The organism is Peribacillus sp. ACCC06369, from assembly GCF_030348945.1.
Classification (GTDB): domain Bacteria; phylum Bacillota; class Bacilli; order Bacillales; family DSM-1321; genus Peribacillus.
The window spans coordinates 1,663,791-1,685,312 of sequence record NZ_JAUCEN010000002.1; the positions used below are offsets into that span (position 1 = coordinate 1,663,791).

Sequence of the window (21,522 nt, forward strand, 5' to 3'; positions counted from 1 at the left end):
GGGGATTTAAATGAATGAAGTATTAGTGAATGTTAAGAACAAATTAACTACTTACTGGAAGAGCCGCAGTAAAAAACAAAAAATGATGATGATTGGTTCAGCAGCATTGATTATCATCATCATTACGGCTGTTTCAATTTTAACCACTCGTACGACGCTGGTGCCCTTATATTCCAATTTAACTCCATCGGAGACGGGGAGTATCAAAGAAAATTTAGACAGTCAAGGGATTAAGAACGAAGTATCTGAAAATGGTACGACCATAATGGTTCCTGAAGAAAGCCTGGATTCACTGAAAGTGGAACTGGCAGCTGAAGGAATTCCGGAATCCGGCAGTATCGACTATTCTTTTTTTAGTCAAAGTGCTGGTATCGGGATGACTGAAAATGAATTCAATGTCATTAAACTGGACTCGATGCAAACGGAATTGGCCAGTTTAATAAAAAAAATTGATGGAGTAGAAGATGCCAGTGTAATGATCACTCTTCCTGATAAAGGAGTTTTCGTCAGTGATTCAGCTGGGGAATCGTCAGCATCCATTGTATTGAATACAAAACCCGGTTATAAATTTGAAGAAAGTCAAATCAATTCCCTTTATCATCTGGTCTCAAAAAGTGTCCCTAATCTTCCTACAAATAATATCGTCATTATGAACCAAGACTTTGAGTACTTCGATCTTGAAAATAAAAATTCTTCTTTTGCGTCGGCTTTTGCTACCCAAAACGAAATTAAAAAAGAAATAGAACGCGATATTCAAAGACAGGTACAAAATATGCTTGGAACGATAATGGGGAGAGACAAAGTGGTTGTTTCTGTCACGACAGACGTTGATTTCACTCAAGAAAACCGGGAAGAGAATTTAGTTGAACCGGTCGATGAAGAAAATATGGCTGGAATTGAGATTTCTGCGCAAAGGATCAATGAATCGTATAGTGGGGACGCAGCAGGTGCAGGAGGCGTTCCGCAAAGTGAGGATTCCTCTGATTCATTGGGATCCAGTTACGTTGAAGGCACAACCGGATACGGTGATTATGAAAAAGTGGATGAAAAGATAAATAGTGAAGTGAACCGAATCAAGAAGGAAATAGTCGGAAGCCCATATAAAGTTAAGGATTTAGGCATTCAGGTCATGGTTGAACCGCCCACTGCTGACGATCCAAATTCTTTATCTCAACAGAGTGTGGATGATATTTCCCAAATCCTTGGTACGATAATACGCACGACAATCGAGAAAAAAGTTGAAGGGGAAGAACTGACGGAAGAGGAGCTTAATAATAAAATTGCTATTTCCGTTCAACCTTTTAACGGAAAAATGAAGTTGCCAAAAGATGAAACGAGTCCATCGTTACCAATATGGGCATACATCGTCGGTGGAGTGCTTTTACTAGTCATTATCATTCTCTTAATCTTATTCTTCCGTTCCCGAAAGAAAGCTGAAATGGAAGAGGAGTACGAGGTTGAAGAGGAAGAAGTTGTATTTGATGTTCCGGATTTAAACAAAGAGAAGGAAACGGAAGCATCTTTAAAACGAAAACAGCTTGAGAAACTTGCAAAAGAAAAACCAGATGAATTTGCAAAATTATTAAGAAGCTGGATAGCAGAAGACTAGGAGGCAGGGAAAGTGACAGAAAGAAAAAAAAAGACTGGATTGACTGGCAAACAGAAAGCTGCCATCCTCCTTATTTCCTTAGGCCCGGATGTTTCTGCATCCGTATATAAGCATCTCTCTGAAGAGGAAATTGAAAGATTGACTCTAGAAATTTCGGGAGTGAGGAAAGTGGACTCCCATGATAAAGAAGAAATCCTGGAAGAATTCCATAATATTGCTTTAGCACAGGATTACATCTCACAGGGCGGGATAGGATACGCGAAGCAGGTACTTGAAAAGGCATTAGGTACTGATCAGGCAGCCGCCATCATTAACCGTTTAACATCTTCCTTACAAGTTCGTCCATTCGACTTTGCCCGAAAGGCAGATCCTGGACAGATCTTGAATTTCATCCAGAACGAGCATCCGCAGACTATTGCATTAATTTTGTCCTATCTTGATCCCACACAGGCTGGACAAATATTGTCTGAACTTCCGCAAGAGGTGCAGGCCGATATTGCAAGAAGGATAGCTTTAATGGACAGCACGTCGCCGGAAATCATCAATGAAGTCGAGCAAATACTCGAAAGGAAACTTTCTGCGACCGTGACCCAAGATTATACACAGACTGGTGGAGTAGAATCGGTTGTGGATGTGTTGAATGGTGTTGACCGTTCCACGGAAAGAACGATCTTGGATGCACTCGAAATTCAAGATCCAGAGCTTGCTGAGGAAATCAAGAAACGAATGTTTGTTTTTGAAGATATCGTGACCCTTGATGGCAGGACGATTCAGCGTGTAGTAAGGGATTCTGATAATGAAGACCTTAAACTTTCTCTTAAAGTGGCAAGTGATGAAGTGAAAGAAATCGTTTTCCGAAACATGTCAAAACGCATGGTCGAAACGTTCCAGGAAGAAATGGAATATATGGGGCCTGTACGTTTGCGTGATGTAGAAGAAGCACAATCCAGAATAGTTGCTGTCATTCGTAACCTGGAAGAAAATGGTGATATTGTGATTGCCCGCGGTGGAGGGGATGATATCATTGTCTAGGATTATCAAATCCCAGCAGGCCCATCAGGAGAAAAGCAAAAAGATAGCGATAAAAGTTCGACCTTTTTACTTTCTTCAAAATGATGATGCAGATGAACGGAGAAACGTTCAACATTTTCAATCTGATGAATTTCTGAATGATGCTAAGCAGGAAGCCGAAATGTTATTACTGGATGCTAAACAAAAAGCCCAAACGATAGCTGCAGAAATCCAGTTAGAACGAGAACATTGGGAAAATCAAGAAAAAGTGATGTTTATCGAACAAGCTCAAAAAGAAGGGTATCAGCAAGGAGTCGAAGATGGAATCCAAAAGGGTTATAACGAGATTGCAGGGGAAATAGCTTTCGCAAAAGAAGTGGTAGAGTCCTCTAAAAAAGATTATCGGCAGCATATCGAATCATCTGAAACCGTTATTTTGAATCTTGCCGTGAAGGTGGCGGAGAAAATTATCGGGCATCAGCTTGAAAACGATGAAGTGTCTTTTCTATCCATAGTCAAGAGAGCCATCAAAGAGGTGAGGGATTACCGAGAAGTACAATTGCATATCCACCCGGTCCAATATCAATCGATTCTCTCTCATAAGGAAGAGTTGATGGCAATCTTTCCAAAGGATACCGAGTTATATATCTTTCCGGATGATGAACTTGAAGAAAACAGCTGTATTATCGAATCCGAAAATGGAAGAATGGATGCAAGTGTCGACAGTCAGTTGCAGGAAATAAAAGTGAAACTAACTGAATTGCTGGAAGGGGAGTAAAGATGAAAACTAGAGACCTATTGCCCTTAGTCGATGAAGTTGATCCATTCAAACATTATGGACGGGTCAAGCGTGTCGTAGGGTTAATGATAGAATCTCAAGGCCCTGAAAGCTCTGTAGGCGATGTTTGTTATATCTATACGGGTATACAAAAAAAGAAAAACAGAATATTAGCTGAAGTTGTCGGTTTCCGTGATGAAATGGTTATTTTAATGCCATTTACAGCAGTTAGCGATATTGCACCGGGTTGTATCGTGGAAGGAAGCGGACGGAGCCTTGAGATAAAGGTGGGAAGTGGACTTATTGGGAAGGTAGTCGATCCATTGGGACATCCGATTGATGATTCACGGCTTCCAAAAGGTCTAGCTACAGTTCCTGTGGATCAAGATCCGCCAAATCCGATGAAACGACCTCCCATTGATGAACAGATAGATGTAGGAGTGCGAGTGATTGATAGTTTATTAACAGTTGGAAAAGGTCAACGTGTTGGTATCTTTGCAGGGAGCGGAGTAGGGAAAAGTACGCTACTTGGAATGGTAGCAAGGAATACGACAGCTGACTTAAACGTAATCGGTCTTGTTGGAGAACGTGGCCGGGAAGTTCGTGAATTCATTGAGAAAGATCTTGGACCTGAAGGGCTGGCACGATCAATCGTTGTAGTGGCAACATCTGATCAACCAGCGTTGATGAGGATAAAAGGTGCTTTAACGGCAACGGCCATCGCCGAACATTTTCGTGATAAGGGATTGAACGTGATGCTGATGATGGATTCAGTCACGAGGGTTGCGATGGCCCAGAGGGAAATCGGACTTGCTATCGGAGAACCGCCGACGACCAAAGGGTATACGCCATCCGTTTTTGCCATCCTTCCAAGATTACTCGAGAGAACTGGAACAAATCAGCTAGGTACCATTACAGCGTTTTATACGGTTCTAGTCGACGGTGATGATATGAATGAGCCGATTGCTGATGCTGTCAGGGGGATTTTGGATGGTCACTTCATACTAGACCGTAACTTAGCCAATAAAGGTCAGTTTCCAGCCCTCAATGTATTAAAGAGCATAAGTCGTGTCATGAATAATATTGTTGGGGACAAGCATAAAAACTCCGCAGAAAGATTAAGGGCAAGTTTATCAACCTATATGGAATCGGAAGATTTGATTAATATAGGAGCTTATAAGAAAGGGTCTTCCAAACAAATTGATAACTCCATTACCCGCTATCCGGAAATCATTTCATTTTTAAAGCAAGGCACCCATGAAAAAGCTCCCAAAGATAATAGTATTAACGCCCTTGTCGAATTGATGGAGAAAGGTGATTAGTTATGATTTATCAATACAAATTCGAGAAGATCCTGACCATCAAAGAAAAAGAAAAAACCGATGCACTAGCTAAATATAATACTGCTTTAAAAAAATTTGAAGAAGTGGCAGAAAAGTTATATAAGCTTTTAAGGAAAAAAGAAGAGTTGCTCGAGTTTCAACAGGAAAAGCTGCGAAATGGATTATCCGTTCAGGAAATTCGTCACCATCAGTTATTTATGGACAACTTGGAGAAACTCTTAAGCCACTGTCAACAGGAGGTCATTGAAGCGCGATACAAGATGAATGTTCAACGGGGTATATTGATGGCAAGGAATATTGAGGTTAAAAAGTACGAGAAAATGAAAGAAAATGATTTTCATAAATTTCTGGATGTCATTAAGGAAGCTGAGAATAAACAAATGGATGAAATATCAATCCGGCAATTCTTAAGCAAAGGCGTTAGGTGATAAAATGCGTAAAAAAAGTAATGAATCTACTGGAATGGAAGAATTGGAAGAAAACAAAATAAGTAAGTTTCAATGGTTTCTTGTCATCTTCATTCCTTTAATCTTTGCGGTAACTGTAGCGTTGATCGTTTTTACAGTTGCGGGGGTCGATGTTGTGGAAAAGGCAAAGGAAATGTCAGGGAAAATACCATTCATTGAATCGAATCAAAATGGTGAAGAGAAAGGTAATCCATCCAAGAATGATGAGAAAGTTTTGATGAAGCTCGAAAAATTAGAAACCGAGATTGAAAACAAGGAAAAAGAGATAGACAAGCTTGAGGGCATCATTGATACACGTGACAAGGCCATTGAAAAGGCAGAAGCTGAAAAACAGCAGCTTCAAACAGAAATGAATCTACTTAAGGATAGTCAGAATGCTAGTAAACAGGCATTCAAAGATATAATCCGCACTTATGAAACCATGGCTCCCAAGAAGTCTGCACCCATCATTACAGAAATGAATGATGAAGACGCGGTGGAGATTCTCTCAAGTATGAAGGCAGCCACTTTAGCTAAGGTATTGGAGCAAATGACAACCGCTGATGCTGCAAGGTTAACGAAGAAACTAACGGAACAAAGTTCTTAAGAGAAAAGAGTACGGAGGTGAATAATATATGAATTCAGCCATCAATTCTTTACTTACCTTGGCATCATTAGATCAAAAGATACCAATTAAGCAAAATCAGCAAACTTATACCGGGTTTGGTTTCGTCCTTCAGTCTGTCGTAGAGGTGGAACCATCCCTTCCATCGGAATCAGGTGGCATCACTGAAGAACGATTGTCCGTTTTAAAGGATTTGCTTGTTTTTTTGAAACTTGAAAGGTTAAGTGATCCAGGCGAAGAGAGTGTTGTTGAAAGTCAGTCAGTAAACAACCAAGAAGAATTTAGCAACCTTCTTTTACTGGTATTAAAAAAAGTAACCGGAAATGATGAGGGTGCCCTTACTGATTTCTTTGCGAGCATCGAGGAAATGGATTTAGAACAAGAACAGGATGACTTGAGCCTGAATCCACAAAGTTTGTTATCAGCCAATGTCATGGAACTTTATTCAATCCTTAAAAAAGTTACAGTCTTGAGTGATGAAGAATCGAATGGGCTCCCTTTACCTGGTGTGGTGAATCTTTTGAAATTGGTGAAAATTCAAGATCTTCTCTCGGAGAATAAGGATATGACACAAGATGAAGCAGCTATCCAGAAACAATTGAAAAACCTGCTTGAAGGTATGACGGGAAAACTGGAGAAAATGCTGTCCAATCAGTCAAAACAAAAGTCAGAACCTGAACATTCCGACATTGTGGAAAAAGGGCAAAATAAAACAATGGAAACATTGAAAAGCGCATTCTCACAATTATCCGGGAGTGACAAGGTAAGTAAAGAAGGGACAATCCGAAGCGGTGTGACATTGCAGAATGGGGATAGCGGTAACCATCAAGGTTCCATGCCTTTTCTCATGACAAAGTTGGAGCAATTTGTCTTGGCAGCGTCCAAAGGTGATCAAACTGTAAGTCAAGAAGAGTTTATCAAACAATTTGAAAATATTTTGAGTAAAACGAACTTTAGCGGAACTAACGGAGTAAATAAACTGTTGATCAGATTGAATCCCGAACATTTGGGCTCCCTTAGGATCGAGTTGATTCAAAAGGATGGTATGCTGTCAGCCAAGATTATGGCTACTACTGCTCAGGCCAAAGATATACTTGAAAAACAGATTCATGGCTTAAAACAAGCATTTAGCGGCCAAAACATTCAGATAGAAAAAATTGAAATATCACAGTCCTTCAATGCTTTTAACTCCGAGAAATTCAGCCAGAAAGACACGGATGAACATAATGAGCAACAAGAGAGTAAGGAAGAAAGCAATGATGAGACGGAAAGCGAGTTTACGGGATCCCTTGCCGATGCTCTGTTAAATCTGGAAGTGTAGGTGGAAAAATGACGACCATCGATAAGTCACTATTATTATCAAAATCCCAAACTGAAAACAGAAAAACCGGGGATGCATTGGGAAAAGATGATTTCTTGAAATTGCTGCTTACCCAGCTTCAAAACCAAGATCCGTCAAGTCCGATGGACAATACGGAATTCATCGCCCAAATGGCCACTTTTTCTTCTCTGGAACAAATGATGAATATGGGATCCCAAATGGAAGAAATAATTGGGATCAATCAACAAAATAGTTTAATGAACTATAACTCTTTTGTCGGTAAGGAAGTCACTTGGCACAAATTGGATGAAGGTGATGATGACCTTGCGATAGAAGAAGGGACAGGCATCGTTAAGTCGATCCAATATAAAGGTGATGGTGTTCATTTCCTTCTGGAAGATGGCACAAAGCTTGAACCCGCAAATATTTCAGCGATGAAACAATCTAGTTCCACGACGAATAGCTTGACGTCGGCAAGTGAATTAATAGGCAAGCGTGTTTCCTGGATGGATGAAAAAAATGGAGAGTCGTCTGCTGTCGTAATCTCGGTATCCCTGAATAAAGGCAAGCTGCAAATTGAAGTGGATGATGAAAACAACACCAAGCTATCATCAGAGCAATTGATTAAAATCGCTGAAGCTTAAGGAGCGGGAATATGAATGAACTTGGTTTTCAAGCAAATTCCGCTCAGATGATGTCACAAACAAAAGTACCTTTGCCGCAAAGGTAGATCGTCCGACAAGGTTTTCAACAGCATTTTCAAGCAGCTGTTTCCACTTATGAAAAGTTGACCATTAGTAAACATGCTCAAATGCGGATGTATGAAAGAAATATAGAAATAGCACCGCAAACCAAATAGCCGATAAAGCTAATGAGGCCAAAAAGATGGGCGTGACCGAATCTCTTATAATTTCAGATAATAGGCACTCATAGTAAGTACGAAAAACAACAAAGTCATCACAGTCATGGACAGGGATGAAGCATCATCTCGAATTTTCACGAACATCAATGGAACCATAATTTTGGATTAATGGGCTTGACCTAGAAAAGGAAGCCTGGACTGTGAAATGACAGAAGCAGTCGCTATATGAAAGGGGAGCTTTTACATGCTTCGTTCAATGTATTCGGGAATAAGCGGATTAAAAAACCTACAAACAAAATTGGATGTTATCGGTAATAACGTCGCCAATGTCAATACTTACGGTTTCAAAAAAAGCCGCGTGACATTCAGCGATGCGATGAACCAAACGGTATCTGGTGCAAGTGCAGCAACAGCCAATAAAGGTGGAACCAATTCTAAACAAATTGGGTTGGGCTCAACGATTGCTACAATCGATACCATACATACACAGTCAAGCTTGCAAACCACTGGCCGTGATCTTGACTTAGGTATATCAGGGGATGGCTATTTCATCGTCAAACAAGGCGATGCACTTTCGTATACACGTGCAGGAAACTTTTATCTGGATGATAATGGTACGCTTGTCAACTCGAATGGTTTGAAGGTACAGGCTTATAAGGTTGATGAAAACGGAAAACGATCAAAAACAATCGGTGACGTTGCTGTTAACGTCAATGCGATTTTACCTGCTGTAACCTCTACTAAAATATCAGTAAGTGAAAATCTAGCTGCTGACGCAATTGATGGTACCGTATTTAGCCAGCAAATGAAAGTTGTGGATGAAAAGGGTAAAGAACAAACGGCAACTATCTATTTCCAAAAGACCGGTGATGATAAATGGGAGCTTTTTGATGAAGAACCTGCTACTTTTGGGGATACTTCAGCTACTAAACCAAAATCGTTCACTTCGTTGAACTTCGATGCTAATGGTCAGTTAGTGGCAGCTGATAAAACCCTGGCTGGTCAAACCATTAACATTTCAAGCGGCAAAGAGGATGACTCGAATACAGCAGTTGACGAAAGCGTTCAGAAGATTAAATTGGATTTTGATTTCTCGAACCTTACTCAAGTTAAAGGTTCTACGACTGCTCTTGTCAATCCGAATGGTAATAAAGAAGGGAAACTGGAGAGCTTTAATATTGGTTCATCAGGGGAAATAAATGGCGTATATTCCAACGGTCTGATCACAACATTAGGCCAATTGGCCGTTGCCAAGTTTTCCAATTCATCAGGCTTGACGAAAACCGGTGGTAATACTTTTCAGGAATCTATCAATTCAGGTACTGCAAACATCAATATTGCAGGTGAGGGCCGCGGGGTGATTGCATCAGGTTCTTTGGAAATGTCCAATGTGGATTTATCCGAAGAGTTTACTGAAATGATCGTTGCGCAACGTGGGTTCCAGTCGAATTCCCGGATTATCACGACATCGGATGAAATTTTACAAGAATTGGTCAACTTAAAACGATAGGTTAAGGGAGGGAGGAGCCAGGGGCTTATTGCTTTGGCTCCTAAATATCATTATCAAAGTTACAAGGCTCAATGGAAAATGCTTTCATATCAATGCATTGTACATAAATACAGTCGAGTCATTGCCAGATACGACCATTACTTTTACAAATGGTAAGAAAATCGTTGTGCTTGAGAAGGAAGAGGAAATGGTTGAAGCCATTATACAATTTTATCGTACCGTGAAAATTCTCGGTTTTCGTAATGATGTGGAGGAAAGATCATGAAAAAAAATCTATGGACTATTATGTTGATTATACTCGTAGCCATCACGCTTGTTGGTGTCATAGCGGTCGTGGTTGTGACAAAGTTATCTGATCCCACATCTGCCGAAGAAAAACCCAGCATTGACGAAATAGTCGAATCATCAGTTGAAATTCCCGAAATTACAACGAATCTTGCCGGCAATGATTATATTAAAATCTCATTTATGGTCCAAACAGAAAATAAAAAGGCAAAAGAAGAGTTGGAAAAAAGAAGTTTTCAAGTGAAAAATATCATCATTACCGAACTTTCCGAAATGAAAGCGGAAGAGTTGACCGGTAAAAAAGGTAAGGAAAAGCTTCAGGAAGCGCTAAAGACTAGAATGAATGAATTAATGGAAGAAGGAAACGTTGAAAAGGTTTATATAACCTCCTCGATTCTTCAATAAGGACATCCTTGCGACTTTAAATAAGAAGGAGAAGCTTTGGAGGTGAGTGTTAATGTCCGGGGAAATATTATCGCAAAATGAAATCGATGCTTTGTTATCGGCCATTTCCACAGGTGAAATGGATGCAGATGATTTAAAGAAAGAAGAAGTAGAAAAAAGAGTGAAAGTTTACGACTTTAAAAGGGCCCTTCGGTTTTCAAAGGATCAAATCCGGAGTTTGACCAGGATACACGAGAACTTTGCAAGGTTGCTGACCACATACTTTTCGGCTCAACTTAGGACATATGTTCAAATATCCGTTGCTTCGGCAGATCAAATACCATACGAAGAGTTTATTCGATCAATCCCGAAAATGACCATCCTGAATGTGTTTGAGGTGCCACCCTTGGATGGACGTATCATTCTTGAGGTCAACCCGAATATCGCCTATTCCATGATGGATCGAGTTTTGGGCGGGCGGGGCATAAGTGTGAATAAGGTAGATAGTTTAACGGAAATAGAAACGAAAATCATGTCGAATTTATTCGAGAAGGCTTTTGAAAATTTACAGGAGGCTTGGAGTACGATTGTTGAAATCGAACCGGTGATGACAGAGTTCGAGGTGAACCCACAATTTCTTCAACTGGTTTCGCCAAACGATACTGTTGTTGTCATTTCCTTGAATACACAAATCGGCGAAACGAGCGGAATGATTAATATTTGCATTCCACACGTCGTATTAGAACCAATCATACCAAAGTTATCTGCTCATTATTGGATGGAAAATTCCCAAAAGGAAAAAATCCCAGAGGAAATCATGATTTTGGAAAAGCGTATCAGAAACGCAGACCTTCCCATAATATCGGAACTTGGTTCTACGGATATCACCATCCAGGATTTTTTGCTGCTTGATGTTGGTGATGTCATTGATTTAAATAAGACAATAGATGAACCTTTGACGATTAAAATTGGAGGGGTCCCCAAATACAGTGGGCAGCCAGGAAAAGTGGGAAAAAAACACGCCATCCAGATTCTTGAAATTTTGAAAGGGGGAGACGAAGATGGTAAGTGATGAAATGCTTTCACAAGACGAGATAGATGCCCTTTTAAAAGGTACAAGTGATATAGAAGGTGAGGTGAACTCTCTTTCGATTGACGATTATTTATCAATGATGGAACTCGACGCCCTTGGTGAAATTGGTAATATCTCCTTCGGAAGTTCGGCCACTGCCCTATCCACTTTGTTGAATCAGAAAGTGGATATCACCACCCCGACGGTTACCTTAATTGAAAGGGGACAGATCACGGAAGAATTTCCGCATCCGTATGTAGCGATTCAAGTGCAATATACAGAAGGTTTCTCAGGTATTAATATGCTGGTCATCAAGCAGAGCGATGCTGCTATCATTGCAGATTTGATGCTTGGCGGTGATGGGGAGAATCCTTCTGACCTGCTGGGAGAAATTCAATTGAGTGCGGTCCAGGAAGCCATGAACCAGATGATGGGTTCTGCTGCGACATCGATGTCCACCATTTTTGGTAAAAAGGTGGATATTTCTCCTCCTAGCATAGATTTACTTAACTTTATAAAAGGACAAGGTGAAAATGCGATACCGGACGAGGATTTATTTGCGAAAATCTCGTTCCGTCTTCGTGTCGGTAACTTAATTGATTCCAGTATTATGCAATTGTTGCCAGTGGAATTTGCTAAAGGGTTAGTTTCTGAATTATTAAAGGGAACAAGCGATAGCGAACCTACCGATATGAAAACGCAAAAGGCACTAAGTGATCCAGTAACAAGCATTCCATCTCAGGAGCCGGCGGCAGTCCAGAACTCCCGGCCTACTCAATCGTCTAATGAATTTTATGGACAAGGGGGTTACCAACCCCAACCTACGAACCAAATACCGAATGTGCCGCAGCATTTTGGGGCTTCATCCGTACCAACAGGGCAGCCGGTAAATGTTCAGCCTGCCAGTTTCACTAGTTTTCAGCCTTATCAGCTTCAAGAGTCTGAATCGAAAAATCTCAGTATGCTGATGGATATCCCTTTGCAAGTAACTGTGGAGCTTGGGAGAACGAAGCGCTCAGTCAAGGATATTTTGGAGCTGTCATCCGGATCTATCATCGAATTGGATAAATTAGCAGGCGAGCCAGTGGATATCCTGGTAAACAGCCGCTTGATAGCAAAAGGTGAGGTAGTGGTGATTGATGAAAATTTTGGAGTGCGTGTTACGGATATCATGAGTCAAAGTGAAAGATTAAATAAAATCAGGTAATTTGGGGGACGAAAATAATGGCTAATAGAATTTTAATTGTGGACGATGCAGCATTTATGAGAATGATGATAAAGGATATCCTTTCTAAAAATGGTTTTGAAATAGTAGGGGAAGCAGCGGATGGTGCCCAAGCAGTGGAAAAATATAAAGAAACGCATCCGGATCTTGTAACGATGGATATTACTATGCCTGAAATGGATGGAATTACAGCATTAAAGGAAATTAAAAAGGTAAATCCTCAAGCGAAGGTCATTATGTGTTCAGCAATGGGGCAACAAGCCATGGTCATTGATGCAATCCAGGCGGGCGCAAAAGACTTTATCGTGAAGCCATTCCAGGCAGACCGGGTGTTGGAAGCCATAAATAAAGCATTAAGTTAAGAGGGTGTCTTCATATTGTTGTTTTTTATTAAAAAATGGCTTCAGGCCACACTGCTGATAGCAGTAATCTTTTCAGGGGCCATACAGGCCCATGCAGAAGATCTTGAAAAAACGGTGAAGGATGTTTATGAACAGCCAGATGATTTAAAAGTGGATAAGGATGAATCAAAAGACTCGCAATCTACCAACCAGGCTACGAATCCAAATAAAGTGGGGATAACCGTTTGGGAGTTTCTGAGGATGATTTTTGCTACCATTTTTGTAGTTGCGCTTCTATATATCCTATTAAAGTTCATCAATAAAAAAAGTAAATCGTATCAAAAGGCAAATTCAGTGGAGAATTTAGGCGGTACGAGCCTTGGCGCAAATCGTTCTGTCCAGCTTGTTAAAGTCGGCGGGCGAATATTGGTGATCGGGGTTGGCGAAAATATTCAACTCTTGAAAGAAATAGATAATCCTGAGGAATATGAGCAGCTTTTGAAAGATTACAACGATAAGATGGATCAAATGATCCAGCCTGGAGAATTTGCAATTAAGGTGAAACATAAGTTGTTGAAGAAAAGAGAACCCGAAACCGCAAGTTTCTCTACAGAGTTCAAAAATCAACTCGATCAAATGTCTGATAGTAGGAAGAAGCTGTTAAATGAGCTTGAAAGGAAAGGGAGAGACAATGAATGAGTTCATGGAGTTTTTTAATAACAGTGATCCCACTAATGTCTCTACTTCCGTCAAACTTGTTCTTCTAATGACCGTTTTATCGCTGGCGCCAAGCATATTGATCTTGATGACCTGTTTTACAAGAATCATCATTGTCCTGAGTTTTGTGAGAACGTCGCTAGCTACACAGCAGATGCCGCCGAATCAGGTGTTGGTCGGCCTGGCTCTTTTCATGACATTCTTCATAATGGCACCGACTTTTCAGGAAGTGAATGAAAAGGCATTAACCCCGTTATTTAATGAAGAAATAGATTTAGAAGAGGCATATGTACAGGCCTCGATACCTTTTAAGCAATTCATGAGTGCCCATACTAGGCAAAAGGATTTGGAGTTATTCTTGGAGTATGCCAAGGTTGATAAGCCGGAAACGATACAGGACATTCCCTTGACTGCCTTTGTACCAGCTTTTGCAATCAGTGAAATCAAAACAGCTTTTCAAATAGGTTTTATGATTTTCATTCCATTTTTGGTTATTGATATGGTCGTTGCAAGTGTCTTGATGTCGATGGGTATGATGATGTTGCCGCCGGTCATGATTTCACTGCCATTTAAAATCCTCCTTTTCATTCTTGTTGACGGATGGTATTTAGTAGTGAAGTCATTATTACAGAGTTTTTAAGCAGGTGAGAAAAAATGAGTGCAGAGTTTGTTGTTGATGTAGCAGAAAAAGGAATTTATATGGTATTGATTATCGCAGGCCCATTGATGGTAATCGCTCTTATTGTAGGGCTATTAGTAAGCATCTTTCAGGCGACTACACAGATTCAGGAACAAACCTTGGCTTTTGTTCCAAAAATCGTGGCCGTCTTATTGGGTCTCATACTATTGGCTCCATGGATGCTGAGCCATCTATTATCATATGCAAATGAAATATTCGGTAATCTGAATCGATTTGTAGGGTAGGGCATGGAGGAATTATTTCCGCACTTTCCCGCCTTTTTATTAATTGTGGTCAGGGTCACTACGTTTTTTGTGGCTATGCCGATTTTTTCGTACCGTTCAATACCGGTACAACATCGAGTGGGGCTTGGGGTCTTCCTTGCCTGGATCATGTACTTTACCATTGAAGCCCCGATTCTGGACTTGGATGTCACATTTTATTTATTAATCATAAAGGAAGCAGTTGTTGGGCTCTTCATTGGGTTTGCTGCCTATATGATTTTATCGGCCGTTCAAATCGCTGGAGGATTGATTGATTTTCAAATGGGTTTTTCAATTGCCAATGTCATCGATCCCCAAACTGGGGTACAAAGCCCGTTGATGGGACAATATCTTTATACAATCGCTTTATTATTCCTATTGAGTACTAACGGCCATCATTTGCTTTTGGACGGAATCTTTTATAGTTATCAGTTCATCCCGATTGACCAATTATTTGTACCATTCGGAAATAATACACTGATAGAATATTTGGCCAAAGCTTTCAGCAAAGCTTTCATGATTGCTTTTCAAATGTCCATACCTGTAGTGGGAAGTATTTTCTTAGTGGATGTCACTCTAGGGATCCTTGCTAGGACAGTCCCTCAATTAAATGTGTTCGTTGTCGGAATTCCAGTGAAAATCATAGCCGGCTTAGCGGTTATCGTACTGGTGATGGGGATGATGATGACGGTTGTCACCCAACTCTTCAATTTCTTGCTTTTGACTATGCGTCAACTAATGCAGTTGATCGGAGGCGTTTAATATGGAGAGGTTCCAGCTGGATTTACAGTTTTTCGCTGGTGAGAAGACCGAAAAGGCGACTCCAAAAAAACGTCAGGATTCGAAGAAAAAAGGTCAGGTGGCAAAGAGTCAGGATGTAAATACCTCTGTTAATTTAATTGCCGTGCTTTCAGTGCTACTGCTTATGGGACCTTACATGTATAATCACCTGCTTGGTCTCATGAAAGAATATCTGCAGCATTTTACCTTGACTGGATTCAGCGAGGAGAATATACAAATTATCATGATTGATGTTTTAAAGGAGATGGGTCTTATTCTTGGACCGGTTTTTACGGCAGCGATAGTGGCTGGAGTATTGGCTAATGTCATGCAAATCGGTTTTTTGTTTTCGACTGAATCCATTCAGTTCAAACTTGAAAAATTGGATCCCATTAAAGGGTTCAAACGAATTTTTTCAATGAGGGCCATTGTTGAATTTTTGAAATCCATTCTTAAAATATCATTTGTTGGTTTTGTTGCCTTTAATGTACTTTGGCAGCGCATGGACGAAATTATGATTTTATCACAGATTTCTGTGGAAGCAGCGATGGCAACATTGGCGGATATTACGATTAAAGTAGGATTTTATGCTGCCGTGGCTTTATTGTTCATTGCTCTTTTGGACTATTTGTATCAAAAATATGACTTTGAAAAAAACATCCGGATGTCCAAACAGGATATTAAGGATGAGTATAAAAATTCCGAAGGGGACCCTCTTATCAAATCCAAGATTAGGCAAAAGCAAAGGCAGATTGCCGCTCAAAGAATGATGCAGGAAATTCCCAATGCGGATGTCGTAATCACTAACCCGACGCATTTTGCAATTGCTTTAAAATACGATGAAGATAAGGCAGAGGCTCCGTACGTAGTGGCAAAAGGCGTTGATTTTGTTGCTCAGAAAATTAAATTCATTGCTAAAGAAAACGATGTGATCATGGTGGAAAATCGGCCTTTGGCCAGGTCTTTATATGATCAAGCTGAATTAGGCCAGGCAATACCTGAGGAGTTCTTTAAGGCGGTCGCTGAAATACTGGCCTTTGTATATAAAACCAAAGGTAAACTGTAAAGAAGTATTAGGGTAACCCGTTAGTTAGGAGAGAAAAAACATGCGAGCAAGAGATTTGGTTGTTATATCGAGCGTCATCATGATCGTTGCCATGTTGGTCATTCCATTGCCAACATGGTTGTTAAGTATTTTACTCCTTTTAAATATCTCTCTTGCGCTGCTGGTTCTATTGACTACGATGAATATGAAAGAACCTCTCGAATTTTCAATCTTTCCTTCCTTGCTCCTTTTACTGACATTGTTCAGGCTGGGGTTGAATGTTTCGACGACTCGTGCCATTTTGACCTATGGTGATGCTGGAGGAGTTGTAGAAACCTTTGGATCGTTTGTAGTCGGAGGTAACGTGCTTGTGGGATTAGTTGTATTCATCATTTTGGTCATCATCAATTTCATCGTCATCACGAAAGGATCCGAACGGGTCTCGGAGGTAGCGGCAAGGTTTACACTGGATGCGATGCCAGGGAAACAGATGGCCATTGATGCAGATTTAAATGCTGGGATGATCTCCGAAAACGAAGCACGTGCCAGAAGGGAAAAAATTAGTAACGAAGCAGACTTTTATGGATCCATGGATGGAGCGAGTAAGTTTGTTAAAGGGGATGCCATAGCGGGCATCATCATAGTCATCATTAACTTGATTTTCGGTATGATCATTGGCGTCATGCAATTGGACATGAGTTTTGGAGAGTCCGCCGTACATTTTTCCATGTTATCGGTTGGTGACGGAATCGTGAGTCAGGTACCTGCCTTATTGATTTCCACAGCTACGGGAATAGTCGTAACCCGGGCAGCCTCGAATGGAAACCTCGGTGCGGATATTGTTGAACAGTTATTTCAATTTCCTAAAATGCTTTACCTGACAGCAGCGACCATTTTCCTTTTAGGGTTATTCACGCCCATTTCCGACTTATTCACCTTACCGATTGCTGCTTTATTAGTCGTTGGCGGGTATTCGATTTCAAGGATACCGCAGCAGGATGAAAGGGAAATACTAGAAATGGAAGAAGTGCTGGAAACCGATGAAATGAAAAGTCCAGAAAGCGTCGTTAACCTTTTAAATGTCGACCCGATCGAATTTGAGTTTGGATATGGATTGATTCCGCTTGCGGATGCCAATCAAGGTGGAGACCTACTGGACCGAGTCGTCATGATTCGCAGGCAGCTTGCAATTGAATTGGGGCTCGTGATTCCTGTCGTCAGAATACGTGATAACATTCAGTTGAATCCTAATGAGTATCGGCTGAAAATTAAGGGAAGTGTCATGGCAAAGGGGGAATTGCTCCTTAATCATTTCTTGGCCATGAGTCCAGGGATTGAGGATGATTCAATAGAAGGAATCGATACGATAGAGCCGTCCTTCGGTTTACCCGCCAAATGGATCACGGATGATATGAAAGAACATGCCGAGATGATGGGATATACAGTTGTAGACCCGCCAAGTGTAGTATCCACACACTTGACGGAAGTCATAAAGGCCAATGCACAGGAACTACTGGGCAGGCAGGAAACGAAACAATTAATCGATCATCTCCATGAATCCTCACCTATCCTAGTAGAGGAAGTCACTCCGAATCCGTTGTCTATAGGAGATGTACAAAAGGTATTGGCAAAATTATTGAAGGAAAAAGTTTCTATAAGGAACTTACCGATCATTTTCGAAACACTTGCTGATTATGGCAAGTTATCGACTGACACAGACTTGCTTACTGAGTATGTAAGACAGAATTTAGCTAGACAGATTACGAATTCTTTTATTACGGATGAAAATAGAATTAAAGTCATAACATTATCGGGCAAAGTGGAAAAGACCATCGCGGATGGTGTACAGCAAACCGAACATGGTAACTTTTTATCATTGGATCCAACTATATCGCAATCCATATTGGAGGCAATTGCAGCCAAATTGGAAGAGTTGACGTTAATGGATCACCAACCGATCTTACTCTGCTCTCCAGCAGTAAGGATGTATGTACGGCAATTAACTGAACGTTATTTTCCCAATGTACCGATTCTTTCATACAATGAACACGAATCGAATGTAGAAGTACAAAGTGTAGGGGTGGTGAATGTCGATTGAAGGTAAAGAAATATTTGGCACCATCTATGAACGAGGCGATGAAGCGAATAAGGGGTGAACTAGGCAGTGATGCGGTCATCTTAAGTGCAAAGGCTGTATATAATGGTGGTTTCCTAGGTTTATTCAAAAAGAGGAATATTGAAGTGATTGCAGCCATAGACCCGGTTTCCCAGCCTATCCAAATGAAAATCAAACAGAAATCGAAAAAGTTGCCAGCGAAACCGGAAGTGGCAAGTCATGCCACTGATACGAATGAAGGTAATAGGGAAAGTGCTGATTTATTAACAGAAATCGAAGGTTTGAAAGATATGATCAAGAGTTTACAAATCTATTCACCTGATAGAAAATATCCAGGGAAACTGCAAAAAATCCACGATTACCTAACAGAGCAGGAAGTGGATATATCACTTCGGTCTCAAATCATGGATGAACTATTTGAGAAATGGTTCGTTTTCAAACAACAATCTACAGATGAAGAGGTTCAAGTTTGGTTGGAAGAAGCCATGTTCGGGATTTTGGAAAAGGTTGAAAACGGAAAACCTGGGCTGCAAAAAAAGTATATTAATATTGTTGGTCCAACAGGTGTGGGAAAGACGACAACCCTTGCAAAAGTAGCTGCGGAAACCATGTTGAAGCATGATAAAAAGGTGGCTTTCATTACGACGGATACGTACAGGATTGCTGCAATAGATCAGCTTAAGACATATGCAAAGATTTTAAACGTTCCAATTGAAGTCGCTTATAATTTGGAAGATTTCAAAAGGGCAACTGAACGTTTCTCCCATTATGATTATGTTTTTATTGATACGGCCGGGAGAAATTTCCGTAACCCTCAATACGTTAAGGATCTTAATGAAATCATCCATTTTACAGCTGAGATGGAAACCTATTTAGTTTTGTCATTAACCTCTAAACAAAAGGATATGGAAGATATTTATCGACAGTTTGCTACGATACCGATTAAACAGGTCATTTTTACAAAAGCGGACGAAACTTCCACTTTCGGGGCTATATTCAATTTTATACACACTCATGAAGTAGGAGCCGCTTTTATAACAGATGGACAGAATGTGCCAGACGATATTGAAATAGCTACATCATCACAGTTATTGAAAATGATTTTTGGGGCTAAAAAATATGAAAGATCAAGCTGAGAACTTACGAAGACGATTGGAAGCCCGCCAAAATCAATCAATGGCCAGGACGATTTCCGTTTTAAGCGGTAAAGGTGGGGTGGGAAAATCAAACTTTTCTTTGAACTTTTCCATTGCTTTATCCCAAAGGGGGAAAAGGGTCCTGTTGTTCGACATGGATATCGGTATGGGGAATATTGATATTTTGATTGGGGGACAATCTCCTTGCAGTATTATTGATTTCTTTGAAAATGATTATAGTTTGAATGATATCATTACGACCGGACCGGGGAATATTTCAATCATTACAGGTGGAACAGGATTGAAGAATCTCTTTGCGTTTAATGAAGATTCGTATACCCGTTTTAATGAAGAATTCAGTTTGTTGTTGGCAAACTACGATTATATTTTATTTGATATGGGTGCAGGTATCACACAGGATTCTATGAAATTCCTTTTATGTGTGGATGAATGGGTCGTTATCACGACGCCTGAACCTACTTCTATCATGGATGCATACTCCACGATTAAATATATTCATTCCGTAAATAAAGAGATTCCACTGTTCCTTGTTTGCAATAGGGTTTTCACTAGCAAGGATGGCAAAAAAACGATTAATCGTCTCCAAAATGCACTGATGAAATTTTTGGGTCTGGAAACGGTTGCTCTAGGGTTCTTACCAGACGATAGAACAGTATCAAAATCTGTTTCCAAACAAATGCCCTTTATCCTTTTCGATTCTGAAGCCGATGTATCCAAAGCTATTTTGGACATTGCATCGAGATATGCGAATCATTCATTTGGGGAAGAATTGACTTTACAAAAAAGCGGTTTTCTCCGAAATATGAAGAGATATTTTCTAGGAAAGTAGGTCTCCTTACATGGGTAAAGTAAAAGTGCTGATAGTGGATGATTCTGCGTTTATGAGAAAGTTAATTTCAGAGTTTTTAGCAGAAGATAGCAGGGTTGAGGTCATCGGGACTGCCAGGAATGGGAGAGATGCCTTAGATAAAATAAAGTCTTTAAAACCCGATGTCGTGACTTTGGATGTGGAAATGCCGGTTATGGACGGATTGGAAGCATTAAACCGGATCATGAATGAATGTCCAACAGCTGTAGTCATGTTGTCAAGCACAACGAAAGAAGGAACGGAAAATACATTTGCTGCCATGAACAATGGGGCCTTTGACTTTGTGGCTAAACCCTCAGGTGCCATTTCATTGGATTTACATAAGATCAAGAAAGAACTCCATGAAAAAGTTATGGCAGCCAGCAGGGCAAATGTTCACAAACTACAAAAAAATGCAATAAATATGGAAATAAGTCCATTAGTCTGGGGAAAATATAGTAAAATAGATTCAAAAGAATTGATTAAAATTGAAAAAAATGAAAAAACATGGTCCTATGGAAACAGGAAGGTAATAGTCATTGGTACATCTACAGGAGGTCCAAGAGCTCTGCAGACCGTCTTGACGGAACTTCCAGAAGAAATTGATGCGCCCATACTCATTGTTCAGCATATGCCCCCCGGTTTTACAAAAACCTTGGCAACACGCCTGAATTCATTATGCAAGATTAAAGTGAAGGAAGCTGAAGAGGGTGAACTGATCCAAAAAGGTGTCGCCTACATCGCACCTGGAGGTTTTCACTTGAAAGTGAGGAAAGTCGGAATGAGCTGGGCAGTCCTTTTGGATCAATCCGAATTGCGTAATGGACATCGCCCGTCAGTTGATGTGCTATTTGAGTCGGTAAGTGAAATGAATGATCTTGCGAAAATAGCCGTTATCATGACCGGAATGGGAATGGATGGGTCGCTGGGGCTTACTAAGCTGAAACAAGAGGGTCCTTTAAAAGCGATAGCCGAATCTCAGGAGACATCAATCGTTTTTGGTATGCCGAAAGCCGCAATCAATACCAATTTAATAGATAGCATAGAGGATGTAGAAAAAATAGCTAAAGCGATAATAAGCTATTTTTAACACATGGAGGTGGGAT

General features: G+C 40.4%; 24 protein-coding genes. All 24 read left to right on the forward strand.

All coding sequences use genetic code 11. The features are described 5' to 3' along the window. Window positions 1–10: 10 nt before the first annotated feature. Window positions 11–1,609 carry a flagellar basal-body MS-ring/collar protein FliF gene (fliF, locus tag QUF78_RS09010; RefSeq protein ID WP_289324384.1) on the forward strand — a complete coding sequence of 533 codons (1,599 nt, stop codon included), beginning with the start codon at window positions 11–13 and terminating at the stop codon, window positions 1,607–1,609. Window positions 1,610–1,621: 12 nt separating this feature from the next. After that, a complete protein-coding gene (gene fliG, locus QUF78_RS09015; protein ID WP_289324385.1) occupies window positions 1,622–2,641 on the forward strand; it encodes a flagellar motor switch protein FliG in 1,020 nt (339 codons plus the stop codon). Continuing rightward, on the forward strand, window positions 2,634–3,398 hold the full coding sequence (gene fliH, locus QUF78_RS09020) for a flagellar assembly protein FliH (RefSeq protein ID WP_289324386.1): 765 nt from the start codon (window positions 2,634–2,636) through the stop codon (window positions 3,396–3,398). The genes fliG and fliH overlap by 8 nt, the downstream gene beginning before the upstream one ends. A 2-nt stretch (window positions 3,399–3,400) precedes the next feature. Continuing rightward, the gene (gene fliI / locus QUF78_RS09025) at window positions 3,401–4,720 is read left to right on the forward strand and encodes a flagellar protein export ATPase FliI (protein ID WP_289324387.1); all 1,320 of its coding nucleotides are present in this window, start codon (window positions 3,401–3,403) and stop codon (window positions 4,718–4,720) included. 2 nt (window positions 4,721–4,722) lie between these two features. Beyond that, window positions 4,723–5,169 carry a flagellar export protein FliJ gene (fliJ, locus tag QUF78_RS09030; protein WP_289324388.1) on the forward strand — a complete coding sequence of 149 codons (447 nt, stop codon included), beginning with the start codon at window positions 4,723–4,725 and terminating at the stop codon, window positions 5,167–5,169. Window positions 5,170–5,173: 4 nt separating this feature from the next. Next, a complete protein-coding gene (locus QUF78_RS09035) occupies window positions 5,174–5,794 on the forward strand; it encodes a MotE family protein (protein WP_289324389.1) in 621 nt (206 codons plus the stop codon). Between the two features lie 28 nt (window positions 5,795–5,822). Continuing rightward, a complete protein-coding gene (locus QUF78_RS09040; protein WP_289324390.1) occupies window positions 5,823–7,133 on the forward strand; it encodes a flagellar hook-length control protein FliK in 1,311 nt (436 codons plus the stop codon). Window positions 7,134–7,141: 8 nt separating this feature from the next. After that, window positions 7,142–7,777, forward strand: a complete 636-nt coding sequence (flgD, locus tag QUF78_RS09045) for a flagellar hook assembly protein FlgD (protein ID WP_289324391.1) — start codon at window positions 7,142–7,144, stop codon at window positions 7,775–7,777. Window positions 7,778–8,098: 321 nt separating this feature from the next. Beyond that, window positions 8,099–8,164: a hypothetical protein gene (locus QUF78_RS09050; RefSeq protein WP_289327273.1), complete on the forward strand. Its 66-nt coding sequence runs from the start codon at window positions 8,099–8,101 to the stop codon at window positions 8,162–8,164. Window positions 8,165–8,239: 75 nt separating this feature from the next. After that, window positions 8,240–9,505, forward strand: a complete 1,266-nt coding sequence (locus QUF78_RS09055) for a flagellar hook protein FlgE (RefSeq protein ID WP_289324392.1) — start codon at window positions 8,240–8,242, stop codon at window positions 9,503–9,505. Between the two features lie 28 nt (window positions 9,506–9,533). Further along, entirely contained in the window at window positions 9,534–9,770 is a 237-nt protein-coding gene (locus QUF78_RS09060; protein ID WP_370014405.1) for a flagellar FlbD family protein, read from the forward strand. Continuing rightward, window positions 9,767–10,195, forward strand: a complete 429-nt coding sequence (gene fliL, locus QUF78_RS09065) for a flagellar basal body-associated protein FliL (RefSeq protein WP_289324393.1) — start codon at window positions 9,767–9,769, stop codon at window positions 10,193–10,195. The genes QUF78_RS09060 and fliL overlap by 4 nt, the downstream gene beginning before the upstream one ends. A gap of 52 nt (window positions 10,196–10,247) precedes the next feature. Beyond that, window positions 10,248–11,246 carry a flagellar motor switch protein FliM gene (fliM, locus tag QUF78_RS09070; RefSeq protein ID WP_289324394.1) on the forward strand — a complete coding sequence of 333 codons (999 nt, stop codon included), beginning with the start codon at window positions 10,248–10,250 and terminating at the stop codon, window positions 11,244–11,246. Further along, window positions 11,236–12,453, forward strand: a complete 1,218-nt coding sequence (gene fliY, locus QUF78_RS09075) for a flagellar motor switch phosphatase FliY (protein WP_289324395.1) — start codon at window positions 11,236–11,238, stop codon at window positions 12,451–12,453. The genes fliM and fliY overlap by 11 nt, the downstream gene beginning before the upstream one ends. A gap of 17 nt (window positions 12,454–12,470) precedes the next feature. Next, complete coding sequence (locus QUF78_RS09080; protein WP_063231856.1) at window positions 12,471–12,833, forward strand: chemotaxis protein CheY; 363 nt, start codon at window positions 12,471–12,473, stop codon at window positions 12,831–12,833. A gap of 15 nt (window positions 12,834–12,848) precedes the next feature. Beyond that, window positions 12,849–13,511 carry a flagellar biosynthetic protein FliO gene (locus QUF78_RS09085; RefSeq protein ID WP_289324396.1) on the forward strand — a complete coding sequence of 221 codons (663 nt, stop codon included), beginning with the start codon at window positions 12,849–12,851 and terminating at the stop codon, window positions 13,509–13,511. Further along, window positions 13,504–14,169, forward strand: coding sequence for a flagellar type III secretion system pore protein FliP (gene fliP, locus QUF78_RS09090; protein WP_289324397.1), 666 nt, complete (start codon window positions 13,504–13,506; stop codon window positions 14,167–14,169). The genes QUF78_RS09085 and fliP overlap by 8 nt, the downstream gene beginning before the upstream one ends. Before the next feature lie 14 nt (window positions 14,170–14,183). Beyond that, window positions 14,184–14,453, forward strand: a complete 270-nt coding sequence (fliQ, locus tag QUF78_RS09095) for a flagellar biosynthesis protein FliQ (protein WP_289324398.1) — start codon at window positions 14,184–14,186, stop codon at window positions 14,451–14,453. A gap of 3 nt (window positions 14,454–14,456) precedes the next feature. Continuing rightward, window positions 14,457–15,233 carry a flagellar biosynthetic protein FliR gene (gene fliR, locus QUF78_RS09100; RefSeq protein WP_289324399.1) on the forward strand — a complete coding sequence of 259 codons (777 nt, stop codon included), beginning with the start codon at window positions 14,457–14,459 and terminating at the stop codon, window positions 15,231–15,233. A gap of 1 nt (window position 15,234) precedes the next feature. After that, window positions 15,235–16,317, forward strand: a complete 1,083-nt coding sequence (gene flhB, locus QUF78_RS09105) for a flagellar biosynthesis protein FlhB (RefSeq protein WP_289324400.1) — start codon at window positions 15,235–15,237, stop codon at window positions 16,315–16,317. A gap of 40 nt (window positions 16,318–16,357) precedes the next feature. Further along, a complete protein-coding gene (gene flhA / locus QUF78_RS09110) occupies window positions 16,358–18,394 on the forward strand; it encodes a flagellar biosynthesis protein FlhA (protein WP_289324401.1) in 2,037 nt (678 codons plus the stop codon). Continuing rightward, window positions 18,391–19,548: a flagellar biosynthesis GTPase FlhF gene (gene flhF, locus QUF78_RS09115; RefSeq protein ID WP_289324402.1), complete on the forward strand. Its 1,158-nt coding sequence runs from the start codon at window positions 18,391–18,393 to the stop codon at window positions 19,546–19,548. Before flhA ends, flhF begins: the two co-directional genes overlap by 4 nt. Continuing rightward, window positions 19,532–20,398, forward strand: coding sequence for a MinD/ParA family protein (locus tag QUF78_RS09120; protein ID WP_289324403.1), 867 nt, complete (start codon window positions 19,532–19,534; stop codon window positions 20,396–20,398). The genes flhF and QUF78_RS09120 overlap by 17 nt, the downstream gene beginning before the upstream one ends. A 10-nt stretch (window positions 20,399–20,408) precedes the next feature. Beyond that, on the forward strand, window positions 20,409–21,506 hold the full coding sequence (locus QUF78_RS09125) for a protein-glutamate methylesterase/protein-glutamine glutaminase (RefSeq protein ID WP_289324404.1): 1,098 nt from the start codon (window positions 20,409–20,411) through the stop codon (window positions 21,504–21,506). Window positions 21,507–21,522 lie beyond the last annotated feature (16 nt).

Bases quoted from the DNA above. Each gene is read 5' to 3' on its own strand.
- fliF (WP_289324384.1), top strand. From the start codon at position 11: ATGAATGAAGTATTAGTGAATGTTAAGAACAAATTAACTACTTACTGG.
- fliI (WP_289324387.1), top strand. From the start codon at position 3,401: ATGAAAACTAGAGACCTATTGCCCTTAGTCGATGAAGTTGATCCATTC.
- fliJ (WP_289324388.1), top strand. From the start codon at position 4,723: ATGATTTATCAATACAAATTCGAGAAGATCCTGACCATCAAAGAAAAA.
- QUF78_RS09035 (WP_289324389.1), top strand. From the start codon at position 5,174: ATGCGTAAAAAAAGTAATGAATCTACTGGAATGGAAGAATTGGAAGAA.
- QUF78_RS09040 (WP_289324390.1), top strand. From the start codon at position 5,823: ATGAATTCAGCCATCAATTCTTTACTTACCTTGGCATCATTAGATCAA.
- flgD (WP_289324391.1), top strand. From the start codon at position 7,142: ATGACGACCATCGATAAGTCACTATTATTATCAAAATCCCAAACTGAA.
- QUF78_RS09055 (WP_289324392.1), top strand. From the start codon at position 8,240: ATGCTTCGTTCAATGTATTCGGGAATAAGCGGATTAAAAAACCTACAA.
- fliL (WP_289324393.1), top strand. From the start codon at position 9,767: ATGAAAAAAAATCTATGGACTATTATGTTGATTATACTCGTAGCCATC.
- fliM (WP_289324394.1), top strand. From the start codon at position 10,248: ATGTCCGGGGAAATATTATCGCAAAATGAAATCGATGCTTTGTTATCG.
- fliY (WP_289324395.1), top strand. From the start codon at position 11,236: ATGGTAAGTGATGAAATGCTTTCACAAGACGAGATAGATGCCCTTTTA.
- QUF78_RS09080 (WP_063231856.1), top strand. From the start codon at position 12,471: ATGGCTAATAGAATTTTAATTGTGGACGATGCAGCATTTATGAGAATG.
- fliP (WP_289324397.1), top strand. From the start codon at position 13,504: ATGAATGAGTTCATGGAGTTTTTTAATAACAGTGATCCCACTAATGTC.
- fliQ (WP_289324398.1), top strand. From the start codon at position 14,184: ATGAGTGCAGAGTTTGTTGTTGATGTAGCAGAAAAAGGAATTTATATG.
- fliR (WP_289324399.1), top strand. From the start codon at position 14,457: ATGGAGGAATTATTTCCGCACTTTCCCGCCTTTTTATTAATTGTGGTC.
- flhB (WP_289324400.1), top strand. From the start codon at position 15,235: ATGGAGAGGTTCCAGCTGGATTTACAGTTTTTCGCTGGTGAGAAGACC.
- flhA (WP_289324401.1), top strand. From the start codon at position 16,358: ATGCGAGCAAGAGATTTGGTTGTTATATCGAGCGTCATCATGATCGTT.
- QUF78_RS09120 (WP_289324403.1), top strand. From the start codon at position 19,532: ATGAAAGATCAAGCTGAGAACTTACGAAGACGATTGGAAGCCCGCCAA.
- QUF78_RS09125 (WP_289324404.1), top strand. From the start codon at position 20,409: ATGGGTAAAGTAAAAGTGCTGATAGTGGATGATTCTGCGTTTATGAGA.